The following is a 16,589-nucleotide window of genomic DNA, read 5'->3' on the forward strand; positions in this document are numbered from 1 at the left end:
CGGCAATGCGTCAATTGACTATTTCTGCTGGTACGCCTAAATATCCGCTACTGCTGCAACCCTGCGCGCGCCGTGTGAATCGAATGCGAGCGCAATGGGCGCGCGCTCAACAAGGCCGGTCGTTCGTCGCGTATTGCTGACACCCCGCCGTGTCGCGAATCGTTGCCATCATGTCTTCGGGGTGCACCATCAATTCGCGCACGAGGCGCAGCGTCGCGTATTGGTGAAGCACGGCATGCCAGCGGGGGGATTGCGTCAGTTCATGCCAGACAGCATCCAGTATTTGCGGATCTGCATCTCGCCCGTCCCACAGGGCACTGGCGAATTCAACGCTCGCCTGCGTGGAGAGAAGCTGCATGCGGCTCGCGGCATTGAGCATTCGCGGGGCGTTTTCGGCAGGTGCGTCGCAGCAGTAAAGAATGGCTTTCATCAAGCCGGACTCTTCGGTGCCAAGCGCGCGTAGCGATACGCCGTCCAGCTGCACAGGGCCCTGCTGCGTCTCGAACGCATACACGACGTTCTCCTCGGCGTGAGCGAGTAGTCGCAAACCGCGCATGAGCCGCGGCAGGTCAGTCGTCGCGGACTCAACAGATGCCTTCGCTTCGACGAGCAGACGCACGTGCCATACCGGTTCTGCATCGAGGGCCTGCGCATGGGGCCTCTCCAGGAGAACCACGTCCCATTCGGTTTTTGCGCGCTCGTGCTTGCCCGGTATCGAAGACGGAACGCGCATCGAACTCACGATACGGTACGCCTGCGGGTCCTCCTGCGCTGCGTTGAGCCATTGAGCCAGTGCTTCGAGCGCCTGTACGGCCAGCGCTTCGACAGCAGCGCCGCGCTGCTGCGATGCACGGCCTTGCGCGACGGCTGCCGGCGTACCCGGCCGTGGACCGTACGCATCGAGCAATGATACGTACTGCTGGACGAGTGGGTCGGGCGTCAGGGCTTCGAGCCGGCACAGGCGCGCGAGTGCCGCGCTGTCCAGCAGATCAGCCAGTGCGTGCTCGAAATCCGCGTCCTTCGCCGCAAGCTCCGGCACGGCGAGGAGGGCTCGCACCGTATCGTGAAGCCCGGCGTAATTCGCCTGATGGTGCGCGGAAGACGCGGACGCATGCAACTGCGCGAGTGCTTCGCGCTGCCAGGGTTGCGGGGCACGCTGCTGCTTGGCCGGATGCGCGATCGCGTTGACGGCGGTATGGATCTGCCTGCGGTCCTGGTCGGCCTGTGCCGAAAGCGACGCAAACTCGCGCACCTGGGGGGCGCGGTGCCGCAGAACCAGCGCCTGGAATGCGCGGTCGCCGGAGTCGGCGTGCATGGCTTCGGTGATCATGGCCGCGAGTGCGTCGATAAAGCGTTGCTGCAGCGTCGCGCCCGGTGCGCTGCCATGCACCAGGGCCTCACGTGCTTTTTCAATGACGAGTGCGACCGCCGTGGCCGGATTGGCGCTTCCAGACTGCTGCTGTGAAGCCGCGGTTTCTTGCGGCAAGCGATAACGACGGGGGATGTCGCGCAGGATGTTTTCGAGCAGAGGCGTGGAAGAGGACATCGGCGGTTTGCAGCCTGCGTGTGGGGGACGATGAGCCACATAGTCTCATAACCCCGCGGGCGAGCGGCGCCCGGCGGCAAGGTTCGCCTCGCCGCCTGAACCGCGTTGGCGTCGCGCTAGTGGCGTGTTTGCTGCGCTCGTGCGGCGCGTGTCTTCGCCGCCTTTTTTGCCGCGGCGGAACGGCCCGCTGCGCCCTTGGTCTGTGCAGCCTTCTTCGCAGCCGCCGATCGGCTTGCGGCAGGGCGGCGCGCCGCCGCGGTCTTCGCCTGCTTCGACATAGCCAGCGGCGATGCCCCAGCCTGGCTCTCGCGCTTGAGCACTTCCGTCGCCGTGCGCGAACGTTTGGCCTTCGATTCCGTGCTAGCGCCAGTCTTTTTCTCGCCGCGGCCTGCCGCGAGATCCTGCGCGGCCTTCTTGCGCGTTGCTTCGCTGGCCTTGCCCTTCGGCGGCGGCTTCAGGTCGACCCCGGCGCGGCGCGCCTTGGAAAGGCCGATCGCCACGGCCTGCTTCGCGGAGCGCACGCCATGCTTGCCCGCGCGCACGCGCTCAAATTCCTCTTTCACAAACTCGCCGGCCTGGGTGCTTGCGGATTTTCCCGCGCGCTTGTCTGCGCGCGCGCTCTATCGTTTTCTTCTCGGGCATTTTGGCTCTCCTGAATGAGTGACTCACTCGTTCCAGCAAGTGCCGTTCCGCGCATGCGCGGCAAACCATCAGACCGGCACAAAAGCCGGGCGCGGATCAGCCGCGAGTGTTTCGGCAACGAAGTCGAGAAACACGCGGGTCTTGGTCGGCAGCCGCCTGCCTGAGGGATGCAGGCCGTGCACGGGCAGCGGCGGCGGCGCGAAATCCTCCAGCACACTGACGACGGCGCCGCTCGCCATCTCCGCTGCGAAGAGCCACGCCGGCGCCTGCACCAACCCCATATGGGCCAGCACAGCAGCGCGGATCTGTTCCGCGTCGCCAGTGCGGAAATTGCCGGACGGAACATACAGGCCCGGCCCTTCGACGTTCCCGAAGCGCCATGCTCGCGGCTCGCGCATGGGCGCGAAAACGACACACGTATGCCGCTCGATATCTTGCGGCCACTCGGGCCGCCCATGCTTGTCGAGGTATTCGGGCGTCGCGACGACAACCACCGGACTCGACGCCAGATGCCTCGAAATCATTGAGGAGTCGGCGAGCGGTCCGCTTTTGATCGAAAGGTCGAAGCCTTCCTCGACGAGATTAACGTTTCGCTCCGTTGCGGAAAGGTCCACCTGCATCTGCGGATATCGGGAGAAAAACACCGGCAGGCGCGGCACGACATACAGCCGGCCAAAAACGGGCGGCACGGTCACGCGAATCAGCCCGCTCGGCGACATCTGGCCGTGCCCGACCGAAGACTCCAGCTCGCTGAAGTCGCCAATGATGCGCAAGCCCGCTTCATAGACCGACTGCCCGGTTTCGGTCAGCGTCATGCTGCGCGACGTGCGCCTGACCAGTTGCGCGCCGAGATGGCGCTCTAGCGAGGCGATCTGCTTGCTGACTGCCGGCTGGCCCACGCCGATGTCGCGCGCCGCCGCCGCGAAACTCCCGCTTTCGACGATGCGGATGAACAGTTTGAGCGCGTCGAGCCGGTCCATCTCTTCCTCCCCAAAACTTCCTGATTGGAATGGATTCTATTCCAATTGACCTTCTTCTATGTCTCGATCGGAATCGATATCGTCATGCCCATCGAGAACGCATTCACGCAACGAAGGAGCCATGATGAGCATTGGAGAACGCGCAAACCTGATCGAAATGCGGCACCGCTTGAGCGACGACGACCGCGACGCCGCGAGGGCCGCGATCGCGCGCATGCAACGCCACTTTGAAGAATTCAACGGAACGATGCGCGAGGCGTACGACGCCATGACCGCGCACACGCCGGTGGCGGAGGGCGCGAGCCTGGAAAGCATCGAGAATGCGGATGTCAAGGGGTGGTGGATTCGGCCACGCAGCGCGCCTGCCCACCGCGCGATCCTGTTCCTGCACGGCGGTGCTTTCGTGCTCGGGTCGGCAACGGGCTATCGCGGCTTTGCGAGTCAGATCGCAGCGCGCGCCGGCGTGGATACTTTCGTTCTCGACTATCCGCTCGCGCCAGAGCATCCGTTTCCCGCGGCGCACGACGCCGTCCTGGCCGCGCTGCGATGGCTGGCGAAAGGCGGCATACGCGAGGTCGCCCTGATCGGCGATTCTGCAGGCGGTGGCCTGGCGCTTGCGGTTCTGGGCGTAGCGGAGCGGCCGGCAGTGAGCATCGCGAGCGTGGCCGCTTTCTCGCCGTGGGTCGATCTTGCGTTCACGGGGCCGTCGTTCCACAGCGAAACGACCCACGACCCGGTCTTGACGCGCCCCGTGCTCGCCAATGCCGCCGCGGCGTATCTCGGCGCCGCCGATCCCGCGGATGGGCGCGCGTCGCCGCTGCATGCCATCGCCGGGCGCCTGCCGCCCATCGCGCTCCAGGTGGGCACGGACGAACTCCTGCTCGACGACGCACGGCGTTATGCAGCGGCTGCGGCGGAGCAGGGCAACACGGTGCAGCTGGAAGTCTACGAAGGCCTGCACCACGTGTTCCAGCGCTCCACCCATGAGCTGGCGAGCGCGCGCTACGCGTTGGATCAGGTTGCGGGATTCATCTCGCGCAACTGGACGCTTGAGGCATAGCCATGCCTCAACCCTGCTTGCGCACCTGCCCGATGGCGCGCTCGCGCTGTGCCTGCGCTTCTTGAACGAGCCGGTAGGCGGCGTAGTACTTGTAGATGTTGCGCACGTAAGTGGTCGTCTCGATCCCGATCTTCTCGCCAACCACGATCTCGACGTTGTTGAACCACTTGTCGGGAGAGAGTCCTCGAGCGGCCGCTTCCTTGCGCATCTTCGCGATCCTCGCCGGACCCGCGTTGTAGCTCGCGAAGGCGAAGAGGGCGCGGTCCGAGTCGGAAAAATGCGCGTCGGGGAAATAGCGGGACATCAGGAGGTCCAGGTATTTCGCACCGGCATGGATGTTCGATTCCGTCACACGGATGTCGCCGACGGCCAGTTCCTTGCCGGTTGCCGGCATGAGCTGCATGATGCCGATCGCGCCAACGTGACTGCGGGCGCTCTGGTCGAGCTGTGATTCCTGGAAGCCCTGCGCGGCAAGCATCAATGGATCGAAGTGATATTGCGAACCGTACTTTTGGAAGAGGCCGACCGTTTGCGTGAAACGCTTCAGTTCCGCTTCCTCGGTATTGCTGGTGATCTGCTTGACGCGCTGTAGCTCCTGCTTCAGCCGCACTTCCGCCACGCTCTGCTTTTTCACGTAGCTCACGTAGAAGTCGTTGATGGCCTGCTGGAGCTTGGGGCTCTGCTTGCGAATCGCCCAGCCGATATAGCTGGCATCGCGCACGGCCATGTCCTCGTGCACCACGATGCCTGGCAGCACCTGCGCCCAGAATTTCGCCTTCCAGTCGTCGACCACGAGAATCTGGACCAGCCCGACGTTGAGCATTTCCATGGCGTCCTCGTCCTCGAGCGCGTCGGGCAGCTTCACCAGCTTCATCGGCGGCTTGCCTTCTTTTTTGAAGCGCGCGTTCAGGGCGGTGAGACTTTCGAAGTAGCTGCTGCTCGGGCGCACATGCACGGTCTTGCCGCTCAAGTCGTCGAGTTTGGCGAGCGCGGGCGACTTGGGACCGGTGACGACCAGCTCGCGAACCGGCGTGCGGTCTCGCGGCGCGACGAAGTCGACCTGCTTCAGCCGCGATTGCGTGGCGGTCAGATTGCCTGCGGCGATGTCGCCCTTGCCGGCGAGGAGACCCGGAATAAGCTGCTCGCGCGTCGTGGGGATGATCACGAGCGTCAATGGGCGTTTGCCGAGGCTGCTCTGATACTTCTTGTTCAGATAGCCCTCGAAGTCGCGCATGAGTCCGGCGGTCAGCCCGCGCTCATGACCGAGTTCGTTGAAATAGAGTGTCCTGCTGTACGGCACCAGTACGCGGATCAGCCGGCGGTCGAGCATCGCGTCGAAATCGCCGAACCTGGGCTGGTTCGCGAGGTTGAGGTGGCGGGTCGCGGCGGCAGCAGCTGCCGTAGGCGGCGATGGCGCGCTGGCTGGCGCCGCTGTCGCGGCTTGTGATGCAACGGCTTGCGCAGGCGTTTCCTGGGCCGCGAGACAATCTGCCCCGCGGCCGGCAAAACTCATCCCGAAAGCCAGGATGATCAGCAACGTATGAACAATACGCATGGCGCCAGGGCCGGGTGCTCCGCTCGTTCCCATCATGTCACAACCGCATGGGCTGGATATGGGCCGATAGTCCTATAGACCTCTGGAGGCGGCTTTTCGGCGCCGCTCGGGCGCCCGGTAGCGGCGCGCGAGAATCGTCGCTACTTCGCCGGTGTCATGTCGCAGCCGCCGTGGCTACCGGTGTTTTTCAGGGTAAGCGTAAGCCGGCTGCCCCGGGTCGCCGTGACGATTCCCCCGTAGCTCACCGTGGGAATGAACTGGACATCCGGCGCGACCGCCACGGGAGGATTCCTTGCTCCGTCAACGGTCAGGTCGAGTTCCACGGTGACCGTGTCGATGGTGACGCCCATATCCTGCTTCCGGTCGGCTTGTTCTTTCTTGAAATTACACAGGCCCGTGAGAACCTGCTCGAGTGCGGTCGGGATATCAACCGCCTTACCCGGCGGGATCGGCGGCGTGTTGCAGCCAACGATCAGGAATGGCAAAGCGCAAAGGACCACATATCGGCAGGCGCGCATCGGGTTCCCCTGTTATGAGCCGAAGAATGGCTTTGTCGAAGGGTGCCACGTGTGGATGCCCAGTCAATCGGACCTAAGGCCTAGGGATGCGGTGCTGGCCGCAAGCGCATGCGCCTGCTTTGCCCGGTGAATTACCCGGTCAAGCGTGCCCACAGCGTTCGTATGCGGTGCGCCCGGTTGTCGAAGAGCCAGGAGGCCGCGAGCGCAAACAGGCCGGACACGATCCCCGTCGCGATGTGTTCGAGTACATGAACCCGATAGTGACTCGTGTGAGCGTAGGCGTCGCCTAGCACGGTCAGGCAGCCAACCAGCAGCGCGTTGCCATAGCGATTCGCGTACCACTTCGTCGCCGGCGTGAAGGTGAGCAGCACGGCCAGCGCGCCGGTGAAGAGGCCCGTCTTGAATGCGATGGTCCAATGGGCAAGGCTCATGATGTTGCCCCAGCTCCCCGGCATGCAGGTCATGCAGGCGCTGGTTGGCTGCCAGAAGCGCTGGATAAACAGTTTCAAGCGGTGTTGCCATTCGCTTCCCATGACGTGCTCCCGGCGCGGGGTGGGCGGCCCCACCTGGGCGGCCCCACCTCGGTGGCCCCCACTGAGATCATATATCGCGAGCGCACAATGGCCACGCGCGCGTTGCGCTCCTGGCGCGGGCCACGCCGGGAGCGCACTGCCAGGGTGCAATGCGAGGGTTCAATGCGCCATGGCGCCCGACGCCGGATGATCCATGCCCATGGCGTCGTTTTTCATGGGCTTGCTCATTTTATCTTTGCTCATCGCATCGCCCTTGCCCATTGTGTCCTTTGACATGGCGCCTTTGCCCATGGTGTCCTTGTGCATCGAGTCTTGCGACATGGCGTCGTTCGACATCGCGCCGCTTGCCTGTGCGAATGCGCCTGCACTCATGCTCAACAGGGCGGCCGAGATGGCGATGGCTGCGAAACGGATCGTGTTCATTTGCGTTGCTCCTTGCTGGGTGGAAAAAGCCGTTGCCCATTTTTGGGCGGAAGTGAAGCGGAACCGTCGCGCGAGCGGCGGCAGGAAGATGTCACGAACCGCCGAACCAGTTGTAGCCCTGGTCGACCCAGTAGCCGCCTGGATAGGTGTTCGTGACGAAAATTTCAACGATGTGCTTGGGGTTCTTGTAGCCAAGCTTCGTTGGCATGCGCAGCTTCATCGGGTAGCCGTATTTCGCGGGCAGCCGCTCGCCGTCGTAGTCGAACGTGAGCAAGGTTTGCGGATGCAGCGCCGTCGGCATGTCGATGCTTTCGTAGTAGCTGTCGGCGCAACGAAAGCCCACGTATTTCGCGGTGAGATCGGCGTCGACGCGCCGCAGGAAATCGGCGAACGGCGTGCCGCCCCAACGGCCTATTGCGCTCCAGCCTTCAACGCAGATATGCCGCGTGATCTGTTCGGCGTGCGGCAGCGCATACAACTCGGGCAGCGTCCAGACGCGCTGGCCCTTGACGAGCCCGCTGATCTTGAGCCGGTAGTCGCCGCCATCGACAATGGGCGCCTCGCTTTCGCTATAGAACGCATTGAACGGGAACGGCCGCGTGATCTGGGCTTCGGTGTACGTGGGCGCGAGCCGGGTAGGGTCGAACAGCCACCCCTGCACGCGGTCGTTGAGCCGCGAAACGGCGGTGAGGAATGTGTTGACCGAGGCGTCGTCGGTGATCGTGCAGCCAGTCAGCAGCGAAAGACCGCCGAGCGTGAGCATGCGCTTGCCGAACAGGCGCCGTGACGGCATGTCGAGTTCGCGCCGTGCGTCGGCGAGAATCGCTGCGCGGTCGAGTTCGATAATCTTGCGGTCTGGCGTTTTCATCTGGAATCCTGATCAACTGATAGGGTTGATATCTCTCGTTTCTGCAGGCCGCGCGTTCAGCGTCCGCGCAGCATGGTGAGCAACGAGCGCGGCACGAGTGCGACCATCGCCACGTGAACGAGCACGAACGCCGCGAGCAACGCCATCGCGCAAAAGTGCACCACGCGCGCACGGTCGTAACCTCCCATCAATTCGCGCAGCAGCGGAAACTGCACCGACTTCCAGATCGCAAGGCCCGAAAGCACGAGCACGACGAGATCGGCGATCGCGACGAGGTAGGCGAGTTTCTGCACGGCGTTGTACTGGCTCAGGTCAGCGTGAGAAAGCCGGCCCGAGAGCGCGGCGCGCAGATCGTGGAATACGGCGCGCGCGCTCAGCGGGAAGAACTTCGTGCGCCAGCGGCCGGTGGCGAGATTCATGCCGAGATAGAAGAGCCCGTTGAAAAACAGCAGCCACATCGCCGCGAAATGCCATTGCAGCGCGCCGCCGAGCCAGCCGCCTAGCGTGATCGACGTGGGAATGACGAATCCCGCAAACACGGGCGACGCATCGTAGATGCGCCAGCCGGAGAACATCATGACGAGTGCCGCGAGCGCGTTGAGCCAATGCGAGACGCGTAGCCAGAGCGGCTGGATCGCGCGTGGCCGGCGAATGCGTGCTTCGAGTGCGGGCGTTTCACCGATCGACGTGTGCATGGCAATTCCTTGTGAGCACAGAGTTGACAGTGAATTCGCCGCGGCGCGCGCGCCGGTTACAGCGCGCCGAGAAAAAAATCGCTCGACCGGGTGCGGCCGGAAATATATCGCTGTAGCTGTAACCGGGCCGGCGCGGCGAACGAATTACCCGCAACGGGCGCACGCGCTCGCGCCACGGGGAGAAGCCAAGGTGGGCTTGACCAGCACATGGGGGACGATGACGGAGGGGGCGGCGCCCGGCGCGCACGCCCTCGGCCCGCATGGCGTTGCGGCGCGCGAAGCGTTCGGCTACGCTCACGCGAGCGGGCGCGAGTGCGGCAGCGTTCGTAATCATTTTGAAAGTTCGCCGTCGCAAGACCGGGCTAGCGCCATGCCCGCAAGCCCGCCAACTTTTCGTCGCGACAATCCAGGACGACCTTTGCACTCAGCGGAAACCCGTCTCAAAGCGCTTTTTGTCCGCGGCCTGGAAGGCGACGCGCAAGCGTATCGCGACTTCCTCGAGGAACTCACGCGCCATTTGCGTGGTTACCTGCGCAGGCGCATTCCGCAGTTGCGCGACGACGTCGAGGACCTCGTGCAGGAGATCCTGCTTGCGGTCCACAACGCACGCCACACATGGCGCCCTGACGAACCGCTCACGGCCTGGGTGCACGCGATCGCCCGCTACAAGCTCATGGACTTTTTCCGCTCGCGCGCACGCCGCGACATGCTCAACGATCCGCTCGAAGATCACACCGATCTCTTCGCCGCGCCCGACGACGAACCCGCGCAGGCGCGCCGCGATATCGGCAAACTGCTCGACCAGTTGCCCGACAAACAGCGCCTGCCGATTGTCCACGTGAAGCTCGAAGGGCTGTCGGTCGTGGAAACGGCGAAACTCACAGGGCTTTCCGAATCGGCGGTCAAGGTGGGGATTCATCGCGGTCTGAAGGCGCTTGCCGCGCGCATCAGGGGAGCGCGATGAAAACCGACGATCTGATCAATCTGCTTGCCGCAGGCGACACGCGCGTGGACCGCAAGGCCGCGCTGCGCCGCTTCGCAAAGGCGCTGCTGCTCGGTTTTGCAGGCTCGGTCGTGCTGATGAGCGTGGTGTTCGGCGTGCGGCGCGATCTCATGAGTGTCATGCACACGCCGATCTTCTGGGCGAAGCTCGCGTTCCCGTTGTGTGTCGCGGCCGCTGCCGCGCTCGTGGTGAGCCGCCTCGGGCGGCCCGGTCAGCGCGGCGGCTATGCGTGGGCGCTGGTGGCGCTGCCATTCGTCGCCGTGCTGGCGGGTGCGTGGCTCGCGCTTGGCGACGCGGCGCCCGCGCAGCGCGTGCCGCTCGTGCTCGGCCACACATGGCGCACGTGCCCGTTCAATATCGTGCTGCTTTCGGTGCCCACGTTCGTGGCCGTGTTCTGGGCCGTGCGCGGTCTCGCGCCCACCCGCCTGCGCGTGGCGGGCGCCGCGGCCGGGCTCTTTGCGAGCGCGCTCGCAACCATTGCGTATTGTCTCCATTGTCCGGAGATGAGCCCGGCGTTCTGGAGCGTCTGGTATGTGATCGGCATGTTGCTGCCCGCCTGCATTGGCGCATGGCTCGGGCCGCGGCTGCTGCGCTGGTAACGGCGTGCGCCGCTCAGCGCGAGTTGGCGCACATCACTGCTTCAGGAAGCGTTGTGCGAGGGCTTCGTATAGCGGCGGCGCGAATAGCCTGGAAACCTGGCTCGAAACGAGCGCCGTTGCCATCAACGAGATCACGAGCGCGTGGCCGTCGATCATTTCGATGACGATGACGAATGCCGTGATCGGGCTCTGCGTGACGGCGGCAAGATAGCCGACCATGCCGAGTGCGATCAGCATTGGCAACTGCATCTGCCCGAACAGCATGTGCAGCACGTTGCCGATGCCCGCGCCGATCGCGAGCGACGGCGCAAAGAGCCCGCCCGGCGTGCCAGGCAAATACGAGCCCACCATCGAGGCCATTTTCAGCACGGGATAAGCCACGCCGATCTGCGAGTGGCCTTCGAGCATGCTGCGCGCTTCCGCGTAGCCGCTGCCGAACAGATTGCCGCCGCTCGCCACGCCGAGCACCGCGATGAACAAACCGCATACCGCGCCGAACGCGACGGGCTGTTCCTTTCGGAGGGCGAGCAAGCGGGTGGGCATCCATCGTTCGGTGTTGAGCAGCAGCCAGCAGAACACGCCGCCCGCGACGCCCGTAATTACGCCAACGAGAATGACGGCGACGGCGAGCAGATCGGGCAAATGGCCGGCGATGGCGATCGTGCCGAAATACACATAATTGCCTTGCAGCGCGAGCGAGACGACGCCCGCGAAGATGATTGCCGTGATGATCACGCCGCTCGTTCGCGCCTCGAAGCTGCGCGTGAGTTCCTCGATCGCGAAGACCACGCCCGCGAGCGGCGCATTGAACGCGGCGGAAAGGCCCGCAGCCGCGCCCGCTAGCGCGAGCTTGTATTCGAGGCCGACGCCGTACATGCTGCGCAGACGCGCCGGATAAAAACGTCGCAGGTTGTACATGAGCGCGGCGCCCACGTGGATAGTCGGGCCTTCGCGCCCAATCGTGAAGCCGCCGAGAATGGCGAGGAACGACAGGACGATCTTGCCGACCAGGATGCGCAGCGTGAGCAGGCGCGGGCCGAATTTGCGCACGTCGTGCAACGTAGCAATGACCTGCGGGATGCCGCTGCCCTCCGAACCCGCAAACCAGCGGCGCGTGGCCCAGACACAGAACGCGGAGATTGCCGGCGTGACGAGAAGCGGCAGCCACCGGTAATGCGCGGTCATCTGCAAGAAGAGCGAGTAGCCGAAGTCGATGAGCCGTGCGTACATGACCGCAACGAGCCCCGTAGCGATAGCGCCCAGCCAGAACACGGCGAAATACAGCCAACGCCGCCGGCTGCGCAAGATCGTGCGACTGTCGATAAGGTCGGAAACTCGCATGAAACGGCTTGGCCAAACTCCCTTTTTTGAAGTGTTGCCGGTCGTGCCGCAGCGAGGGCGGTACGACCGATTTTCGGGAGATTACCACGCACGCGATTTTTACCGCCTGCCAGTCCCACCAAAATGCCTTAGCGCATGCCCCCGCTGGCGACGATATGTTCGCCCGTCAACCACTTGGCATCGTCCGATGCGAGGAACACCACGGCCGTGGCGATATCGTCGGGCTGCCCCACGCGTCCGAGCGGCGTCTGGCTGACCGCAAGGCTTTCGAACTCCGAGCCGATGACGCCTGCCGTGTGGGCGCCTTCGGTCTCGATCACGCCGGGATTGATCGCATTCACGCGGATCTTGCGCGGTCCCAGTTCGCGTGCGAGCACGCCGGTGATTGCATCGACGGCGCCCTTCGTGCCGCTATAGACAGCCGTGGTCGGCGGCGTGAGCGTCGTGACGACCGAACTCACGTTGATGATGCTCGCGCCTTCGCCCAGATGCTTCACGGCCGCCTGCGTGGTGAGCAGCACGCCGAGCACGTTCGTGTCGAACTGCCTGCGGTATTGCGCCTCCGTGAACTCTTCGATCGGCGCGAACTCGTAGACGCCCGAGTTGTTGACGAGGATGTCGAGCCGGCCATAGGTTTCGACGGCCGCGCCGATGATGCCTTGCGCGTCCGCCGCCTTCGAGACGTCGCCGCCAACGGCAACCGCCCGGCCTCCGGCCGCCGTAATCGCGGCGACGACCGTATCCGCGCCCGCCTTGCTGCTCGCGTAGTTCACGACCACCGAAGCGCCTTCTGCCGCGAGGGCCTTGGCAATAGCGGCGCCGATGCCTTTCGACGCACCCGTGACAACCGCGACCTTGCCTGCAAGTTTGCTCATCATGTTCTCCGCACCGTAAGTTGCACCATCTAGAGGAACCGGCGTCTGGCTTGCACGAAGCAATCGGCCGGCGACAAGCACAAATGTAAAGATACGCGCCGCCGCGATAAAGCGGCCGGGCGCGAATTGACTGGCGGGATCAGCCGAACAATCGGGGCAAAGCGGCGCAAACTGGAGTCAGCGTGCGCCGAAACTGCGGTGGCATCGACCGCAAGCGTCTTTACCAGCGCTGGTGGACGTGCGGCGCGATAAGGCGTTCATAAACGTCCCGCGCGCGTTGCATGGCGGCATCGGACAGCGGTGCGAGGTTCGCCGCCGCGGCATTCGACGCCGCCTGGGCCGCGTTCTTGCTGCCCGGAATGATGACCGAGACGGCATCTTCCATGAGTATCCAGCGCAGCGCGAGCTGGGCCATGGAGGCGTTCACCGGAACCAGGCCGCGCAGTTCGTCGACCGCTTTCAAGGCGACGTCATACGGCACGCCCGAGAACGTTTCGCCCACATCGAATGCCTCGCCATGACGATTGAACGCACGGTGGTCGTCCGGCGCGAAAACAGAGTCCGCGGACAGCTTGCCGGTGAGCATGCCGCTCGCCAACGGCACGCGCGCGATGACCGCAACGCTCTTCTTGTGCGCTTCCCGGAAAAACAGGTCGGCAGGACGCTGGCGGAACATGTTGTAAATGATCTGCACCGAAACCACGTTGGGATACTCGATCGCCTTCAGCGCTTCTTCCACCTTTTCGACCGAAACGCCGTAGAAGCGGATTTTGCCGGCGGCGACAAAGTCGTCCATTGCGGCGAACACCTCGGGGCGGTAATAGACTTCGGTCGGCGGGCAGTGCAGTTGCACGAGGTCGAGCGTGTCGACGCCCAGGTTCGAGAGGCTCCGGTCGATGAAGCCTTCGAGTTCGCGTTTGTTCAGATAGCCGCTGGTCACATGCGGATCGAGCCGGCGCCCGAGCTTGGTGGCCACGATGGGACGCTCGCCGCCGCGCTCGCGCAGCACGTCGCGGATGATGCGCTCCGAGCGGCCGTCGCCGTAGACGTCGGCCGTGTCGATGAACGTGACGCCGCTATCGAGCGCGGCGTTCAGCGCGGCCCTCGCGTCGTCTTCGGCAACGCTGCCCCACGAGCCGCCGATTGCCCATGCCCCAAATCCGATTTCGGACACCTTCCAGCCGGTACGGCCGAATTCTCTCTTCGAAAGCGTCATTTATTTGCTCCTCCAGTAGTTTGCCAATTTGATTGCGACGTGACCTCGCCAGCGTTTGCATCGCCTCTGCGCCGGTAGTTTAGCGGGCTGTTGGCGCATTTCCATCTTTTCGCCCCCTCACGTTGGCTTCGCGCCAACGGTTCCGGTTTTGCGTCCCCACCGATTCTCCGCCACTTCGGGCCGCTACGCGCCGCAGCGAGCCACGGGCTTCGCTGGCACGGTGGTTGCAGGAAGTGGCGGCGGCCTATGCCGCCATATTGGTTCCCAATGGCCCACACTTCCAGCGAGGTAAGCATCATGTCTAACGTCAAAATTGAAACTCAGGAACCCGTACCGTTTTTCTCGCATTTCCTGGAAGGGCAGTTCTCCAGAAATCTCACATCGGCTGAGATGCAGGCCATACGCGGCGGTGCGGTCGTGACGATGGCGGCGCCGTCCGACCAGGAAGGCGTGCCGGTTGGCGAATTGCCCGATCTATTGGGCATGCTGCGGCACATGGGGTGGCCTATGGGGCCGATGGGGCCGATGGGACCGATGCCCGGCACGCCGTCATCGCCCGTGACGACGATGGCGTATCCCTCGGACGGCGAAAGTGCACCTATTTAGCATTCCTGTTCATTGCCGGGCGGCAACGCCAGGTCCGAAGTCGAGCGTGCGGCGAGGCGCCATCCCGCCGCATGCCTTCAGTCAAGGAGCGCAATCATGTCCGAGCGCCACCCACGGCCCGTGGTACTGATCGTCACCCACAGCAACGACAATGAGAGTATTGCGCTTGTCATGAATGCTGTTGCGGCACAGGGCGGCGTGCCTTACCGGTTCAATACCGACCGCTTCCCGACCGAGATTCGGCATTGCAGCGAATATAGCGGCGAAAAAGAGCGGCACATGATTGCGTGTGAGGACGATGAGTTGGACCTGGATACGGTGTCTGCCGTGTGGTACCGGCGGATCGCTATCGGGCGGTGCATCCCTGAAGCGATGGACTTGCAGCTCAGGCGGGCGGCGATCGAACAATCGCGCGCCACGCTGCACGGCATGATCGCCAGTCTCGATGCGTTTCATCTCGATCCCGTGCACCGTTTGCGCCGCGCGGAAAACAAGCAGCTTCAGCTCAAGATTGCGAGAGAAGTGGGGCTCACCGTTCCGCGCACCTTGATCACCAATGTGCCAGAAGCCGTGCGTGGGTTCGCACGCGAATGCAAGCAGGGGATGATCATGAAGACGCTGTCTTCGTTTGCCATTTACGAACAGGGCGAACAGAAAGTAGTCTTCACCAGCACGATTCATGACAAAGACCTCGAGCATCTCGATGATCTTCGTTATTGCCCGGCCATCTTTCAGGAGCAAGTGCCCAAGGCGCTGGAACTCAGGGCCACGATTGTGGGAAACCGGGTGTTCACGGCCTCGATCGATTCCCAACGGTCTGAGAAAACGAGCGTCGACTGGCGTCGCGACGGCATTGGACTAATTGAAGCGTGGGAGTCGTACCGCTTGCCGCCCGAAGTCGAGAATGCGCTGCTGAAACTGATGCATGCGCTGGGCCTCAACTACGGCGCCGCGGATTTCATCCTCACTCCAGACGGGCGCCACTGTTTTCTGGAAGTCAACCCGGTCGGCGAGTTCTTCTGGCTGGAAAAGCACCCGGGATTGCCGCTCTCGGGTGCGATTGCCGACTTGCTCGTTTCGGGCAAAGGCGCTGTGTGACAGAAGGGCGGCGCCGACGCGCACCCCGTCACGGTGTGTGCTTCAAATCGGCTTTTCGACGGCCGGCTGACCGTGCGGCATGACCGTCTGTTGGCCGTCCTTCTCGAAGCCGCTATACGACCAGTCCAGTTTTCCGGCGGTTGTTGCGACCGAGCGGGTCAGACCGATGCCATATTCAGTCAGATACGTTCGACGCGTCTTGTTCTGGACGATGCCATCTTTCGTCTGTTCGCAGTCCAGGTCGATCGCTTTGCCGGTCAGCGCAGTGTTGAACTGCGAAGCCGGATAGTAGCGGCTCGAATGACAGGTCCACGTGAGCGCGCGGAAGTTGACGATCTGGACCGTCGTGCCGTACTTGAACGTTGTCGTATAGGTTTTATCCTCTTGCGGCGCGTTGAAAGCAAACTCGCCGTTGTCGGCGTCGTGCGCGACGAAAGGAATGAACGCTGCCGTCTGCGCGTAGTTCGCCGTTTCTTCTTTCAGGCTGAAAATGTTGAGGTAAGAGAGGCTGAACGTTGCGGCTGCGGGAATACCATTCGCCGAGCTTTCATACACCTGCTGGATCATGCCCGTATCTTGCGCGTTGATCAGCACGGTTTTGAAGTCGCGCTCGATTCCCGCTGCGCCGAAGTGGCCCGATACCTTGCCAAGCACCGTCAAGACCTTGAAGGGCAACGTGTGCGTACCCGCCGCGGGCATTTTATCGCGAACGTTCGTGGGCAACGAGTCCACGCCAAAGTGCGCCGCGAGATAGCCGGGCTTGTCGTTGGCCATATCCTTGACCGGTACGAATTGTGTGCAACCGGACAATAGTGCAGCGGATGTGACGGAAGTGCCGACGAGCAGGCGGGCTATTCTGTTTTGCATCTTTTTCTTCGATTCTCTGACAACGGTTGGGGCGCCGGTCGGACGAGCACGGGCTGGCATGCTTAACGGCGCTGTGGGGGCGTTTCTTTAATCGAAGGTGGGGGCGAGGAGGGGGTGTGGGGCTGGGTGCTTTGGCCTTTCCTTGTTTTCGCGGCGGTATGCAG

Annotated in this window: 17 protein-coding genes and 1 pseudogene; 5 read left to right on the forward strand and 13 right to left on the reverse strand. The window is 63.5% G+C overall.

Going from position 1 to position 16,589, the window contains the following annotated elements:
* Window positions 1-106: 106 nt before the first annotated feature.
* From U5A52_RS28220 to U5A52_RS28230, 3 genes and pseudogenes are all read right to left on the reverse strand, one after another.
* Window positions 107-1,546: a 3-deoxy-D-arabino-heptulosonate 7-phosphate synthase gene (locus U5A52_RS28220; protein WP_321937024.1), complete on the reverse strand. Its 1,440-nt coding sequence runs from the start codon at window positions 1,544-1,546 to the stop codon at window positions 107-109.
* Window positions 1,547-1,662: 116 nt separating this feature from the next.
* Window positions 1,663-2,188: pseudogene (locus U5A52_RS28225) on the reverse strand (DUF6496 domain-containing protein).
* 68 nt (window positions 2,189-2,256) lie between these two features.
* A complete protein-coding gene (locus U5A52_RS28230; protein WP_321937026.1) occupies window positions 2,257-3,168 on the reverse strand; it encodes a LysR family transcriptional regulator in 912 nt (303 codons plus the stop codon).
* A gap of 121 nt (window positions 3,169-3,289) precedes the next feature.
* Between U5A52_RS28230 and U5A52_RS28235 the strand changes: the two genes are divergently transcribed.
* Window positions 3,290-4,228, forward strand: coding sequence for an alpha/beta hydrolase (locus tag U5A52_RS28235; protein WP_321937027.1), 939 nt, complete (start codon window positions 3,290-3,292; stop codon window positions 4,226-4,228).
* A gap of 7 nt (window positions 4,229-4,235) precedes the next feature.
* On the opposite strand, the gene U5A52_RS28240 is transcribed toward U5A52_RS28235, so the two are convergent.
* From U5A52_RS28240 to U5A52_RS28265, 6 genes are all read right to left on the reverse strand, one after another.
* Window positions 4,236-5,783, reverse strand: a complete 1,548-nt coding sequence (locus U5A52_RS28240; protein ID WP_321937029.1) for a transglycosylase SLT domain-containing protein — start codon at window positions 5,781-5,783, stop codon at window positions 4,236-4,238.
* Between the two features lie 140 nt (window positions 5,784-5,923).
* Window positions 5,924-6,301, reverse strand: coding sequence for a hypothetical protein (locus U5A52_RS28245; protein WP_321913337.1), 378 nt, complete (start codon window positions 6,299-6,301; stop codon window positions 5,924-5,926).
* A gap of 131 nt (window positions 6,302-6,432) precedes the next feature.
* On the reverse strand, window positions 6,433-6,834 hold the full coding sequence (locus tag U5A52_RS28250) for a hypothetical protein (RefSeq protein ID WP_321913338.1): 402 nt from the start codon (window positions 6,832-6,834) through the stop codon (window positions 6,433-6,435).
* Between the two features lie 159 nt (window positions 6,835-6,993).
* The gene (locus U5A52_RS28255; RefSeq protein ID WP_321913339.1) at window positions 6,994-7,257 is read right to left on the reverse strand and encodes a pentapeptide MXKDX repeat protein; all 264 of its coding nucleotides are present in this window, start codon (window positions 7,255-7,257) and stop codon (window positions 6,994-6,996) included.
* 91 nt (window positions 7,258-7,348) lie between these two features.
* Entirely contained in the window at window positions 7,349-8,125 is a 777-nt protein-coding gene (locus U5A52_RS28260; protein ID WP_321937030.1) for a molybdopterin-dependent oxidoreductase, read from the reverse strand.
* 56 nt (window positions 8,126-8,181) lie between these two features.
* Complete coding sequence (locus tag U5A52_RS28265) at window positions 8,182-8,820, reverse strand: cytochrome b/b6 domain-containing protein (protein ID WP_321937032.1); 639 nt, start codon at window positions 8,818-8,820, stop codon at window positions 8,182-8,184.
* A gap of 418 nt (window positions 8,821-9,238) precedes the next feature.
* On the opposite strand from U5A52_RS28265, the gene U5A52_RS28270 reads away from it, so the two are divergent.
* Both U5A52_RS28270 and U5A52_RS28275 read left to right on the forward strand, forming a co-directional pair.
* Window positions 9,239-9,784, forward strand: a complete 546-nt coding sequence (locus U5A52_RS28270; protein ID WP_321913342.1) for a sigma-70 family RNA polymerase sigma factor — start codon at window positions 9,239-9,241, stop codon at window positions 9,782-9,784.
* Window positions 9,781-10,422: a DUF1109 domain-containing protein gene (locus U5A52_RS28275; protein ID WP_321913343.1), complete on the forward strand. Its 642-nt coding sequence runs from the start codon at window positions 9,781-9,783 to the stop codon at window positions 10,420-10,422. The genes U5A52_RS28270 and U5A52_RS28275 overlap by 4 nt, the downstream gene beginning before the upstream one ends.
* Before the next feature lie 33 nt (window positions 10,423-10,455).
* Here U5A52_RS28275 and U5A52_RS28280 read toward each other — a convergent pair whose 3' ends face one another.
* From U5A52_RS28280 to U5A52_RS28290, 3 genes are all read right to left on the reverse strand, one after another.
* The gene (locus tag U5A52_RS28280; protein WP_321937033.1) at window positions 10,456-11,763 is read right to left on the reverse strand and encodes a chloride channel protein; all 1,308 of its coding nucleotides are present in this window, start codon (window positions 11,761-11,763) and stop codon (window positions 10,456-10,458) included.
* 128 nt (window positions 11,764-11,891) lie between these two features.
* Window positions 11,892-12,638 (reverse strand): glucose 1-dehydrogenase, encoded by a 747-nt coding sequence (locus tag U5A52_RS28285; protein WP_321913345.1) that lies wholly within the window; start codon window positions 12,636-12,638, stop codon window positions 11,892-11,894.
* A 220-nt stretch (window positions 12,639-12,858) separates the two neighbouring features.
* Window positions 12,859-13,854 (reverse strand): aldo/keto reductase, encoded by a 996-nt coding sequence (locus tag U5A52_RS28290; RefSeq protein ID WP_321913346.1) that lies wholly within the window; start codon window positions 13,852-13,854, stop codon window positions 12,859-12,861.
* Between the two features lie 297 nt (window positions 13,855-14,151).
* Here U5A52_RS28290 and U5A52_RS28295 point away from each other — a divergent pair, with 297 nt between their 5' ends.
* Complete coding sequence (locus U5A52_RS28295; RefSeq protein WP_321937034.1) at window positions 14,152-14,460, forward strand: microviridin/marinostatin family tricyclic proteinase inhibitor; 309 nt, start codon at window positions 14,152-14,154, stop codon at window positions 14,458-14,460.
* 96 nt (window positions 14,461-14,556) lie between these two features.
* Window positions 14,557-15,558, forward strand: coding sequence for an MvdC/MvdD family ATP grasp protein (locus U5A52_RS28300; protein ID WP_321937036.1), 1,002 nt, complete (start codon window positions 14,557-14,559; stop codon window positions 15,556-15,558).
* Window positions 15,559-15,600: 42 nt separating this feature from the next.
* On the opposite strand, the gene U5A52_RS28305 is transcribed toward U5A52_RS28300, so the two are convergent.
* Window positions 15,601-16,332, reverse strand: a complete 732-nt coding sequence (locus U5A52_RS28305; RefSeq protein ID WP_321937038.1) for a hypothetical protein — start codon at window positions 16,330-16,332, stop codon at window positions 15,601-15,603.
* Window positions 16,333-16,589: the final 257 nt, after the last annotated feature.

Origin of the sequence: Paraburkholderia sp. J8-2, from assembly GCF_905220195.1 — a bacterium.
GTDB lineage: Bacteria > Pseudomonadota > Gammaproteobacteria > Burkholderiales > Burkholderiaceae > Paraburkholderia.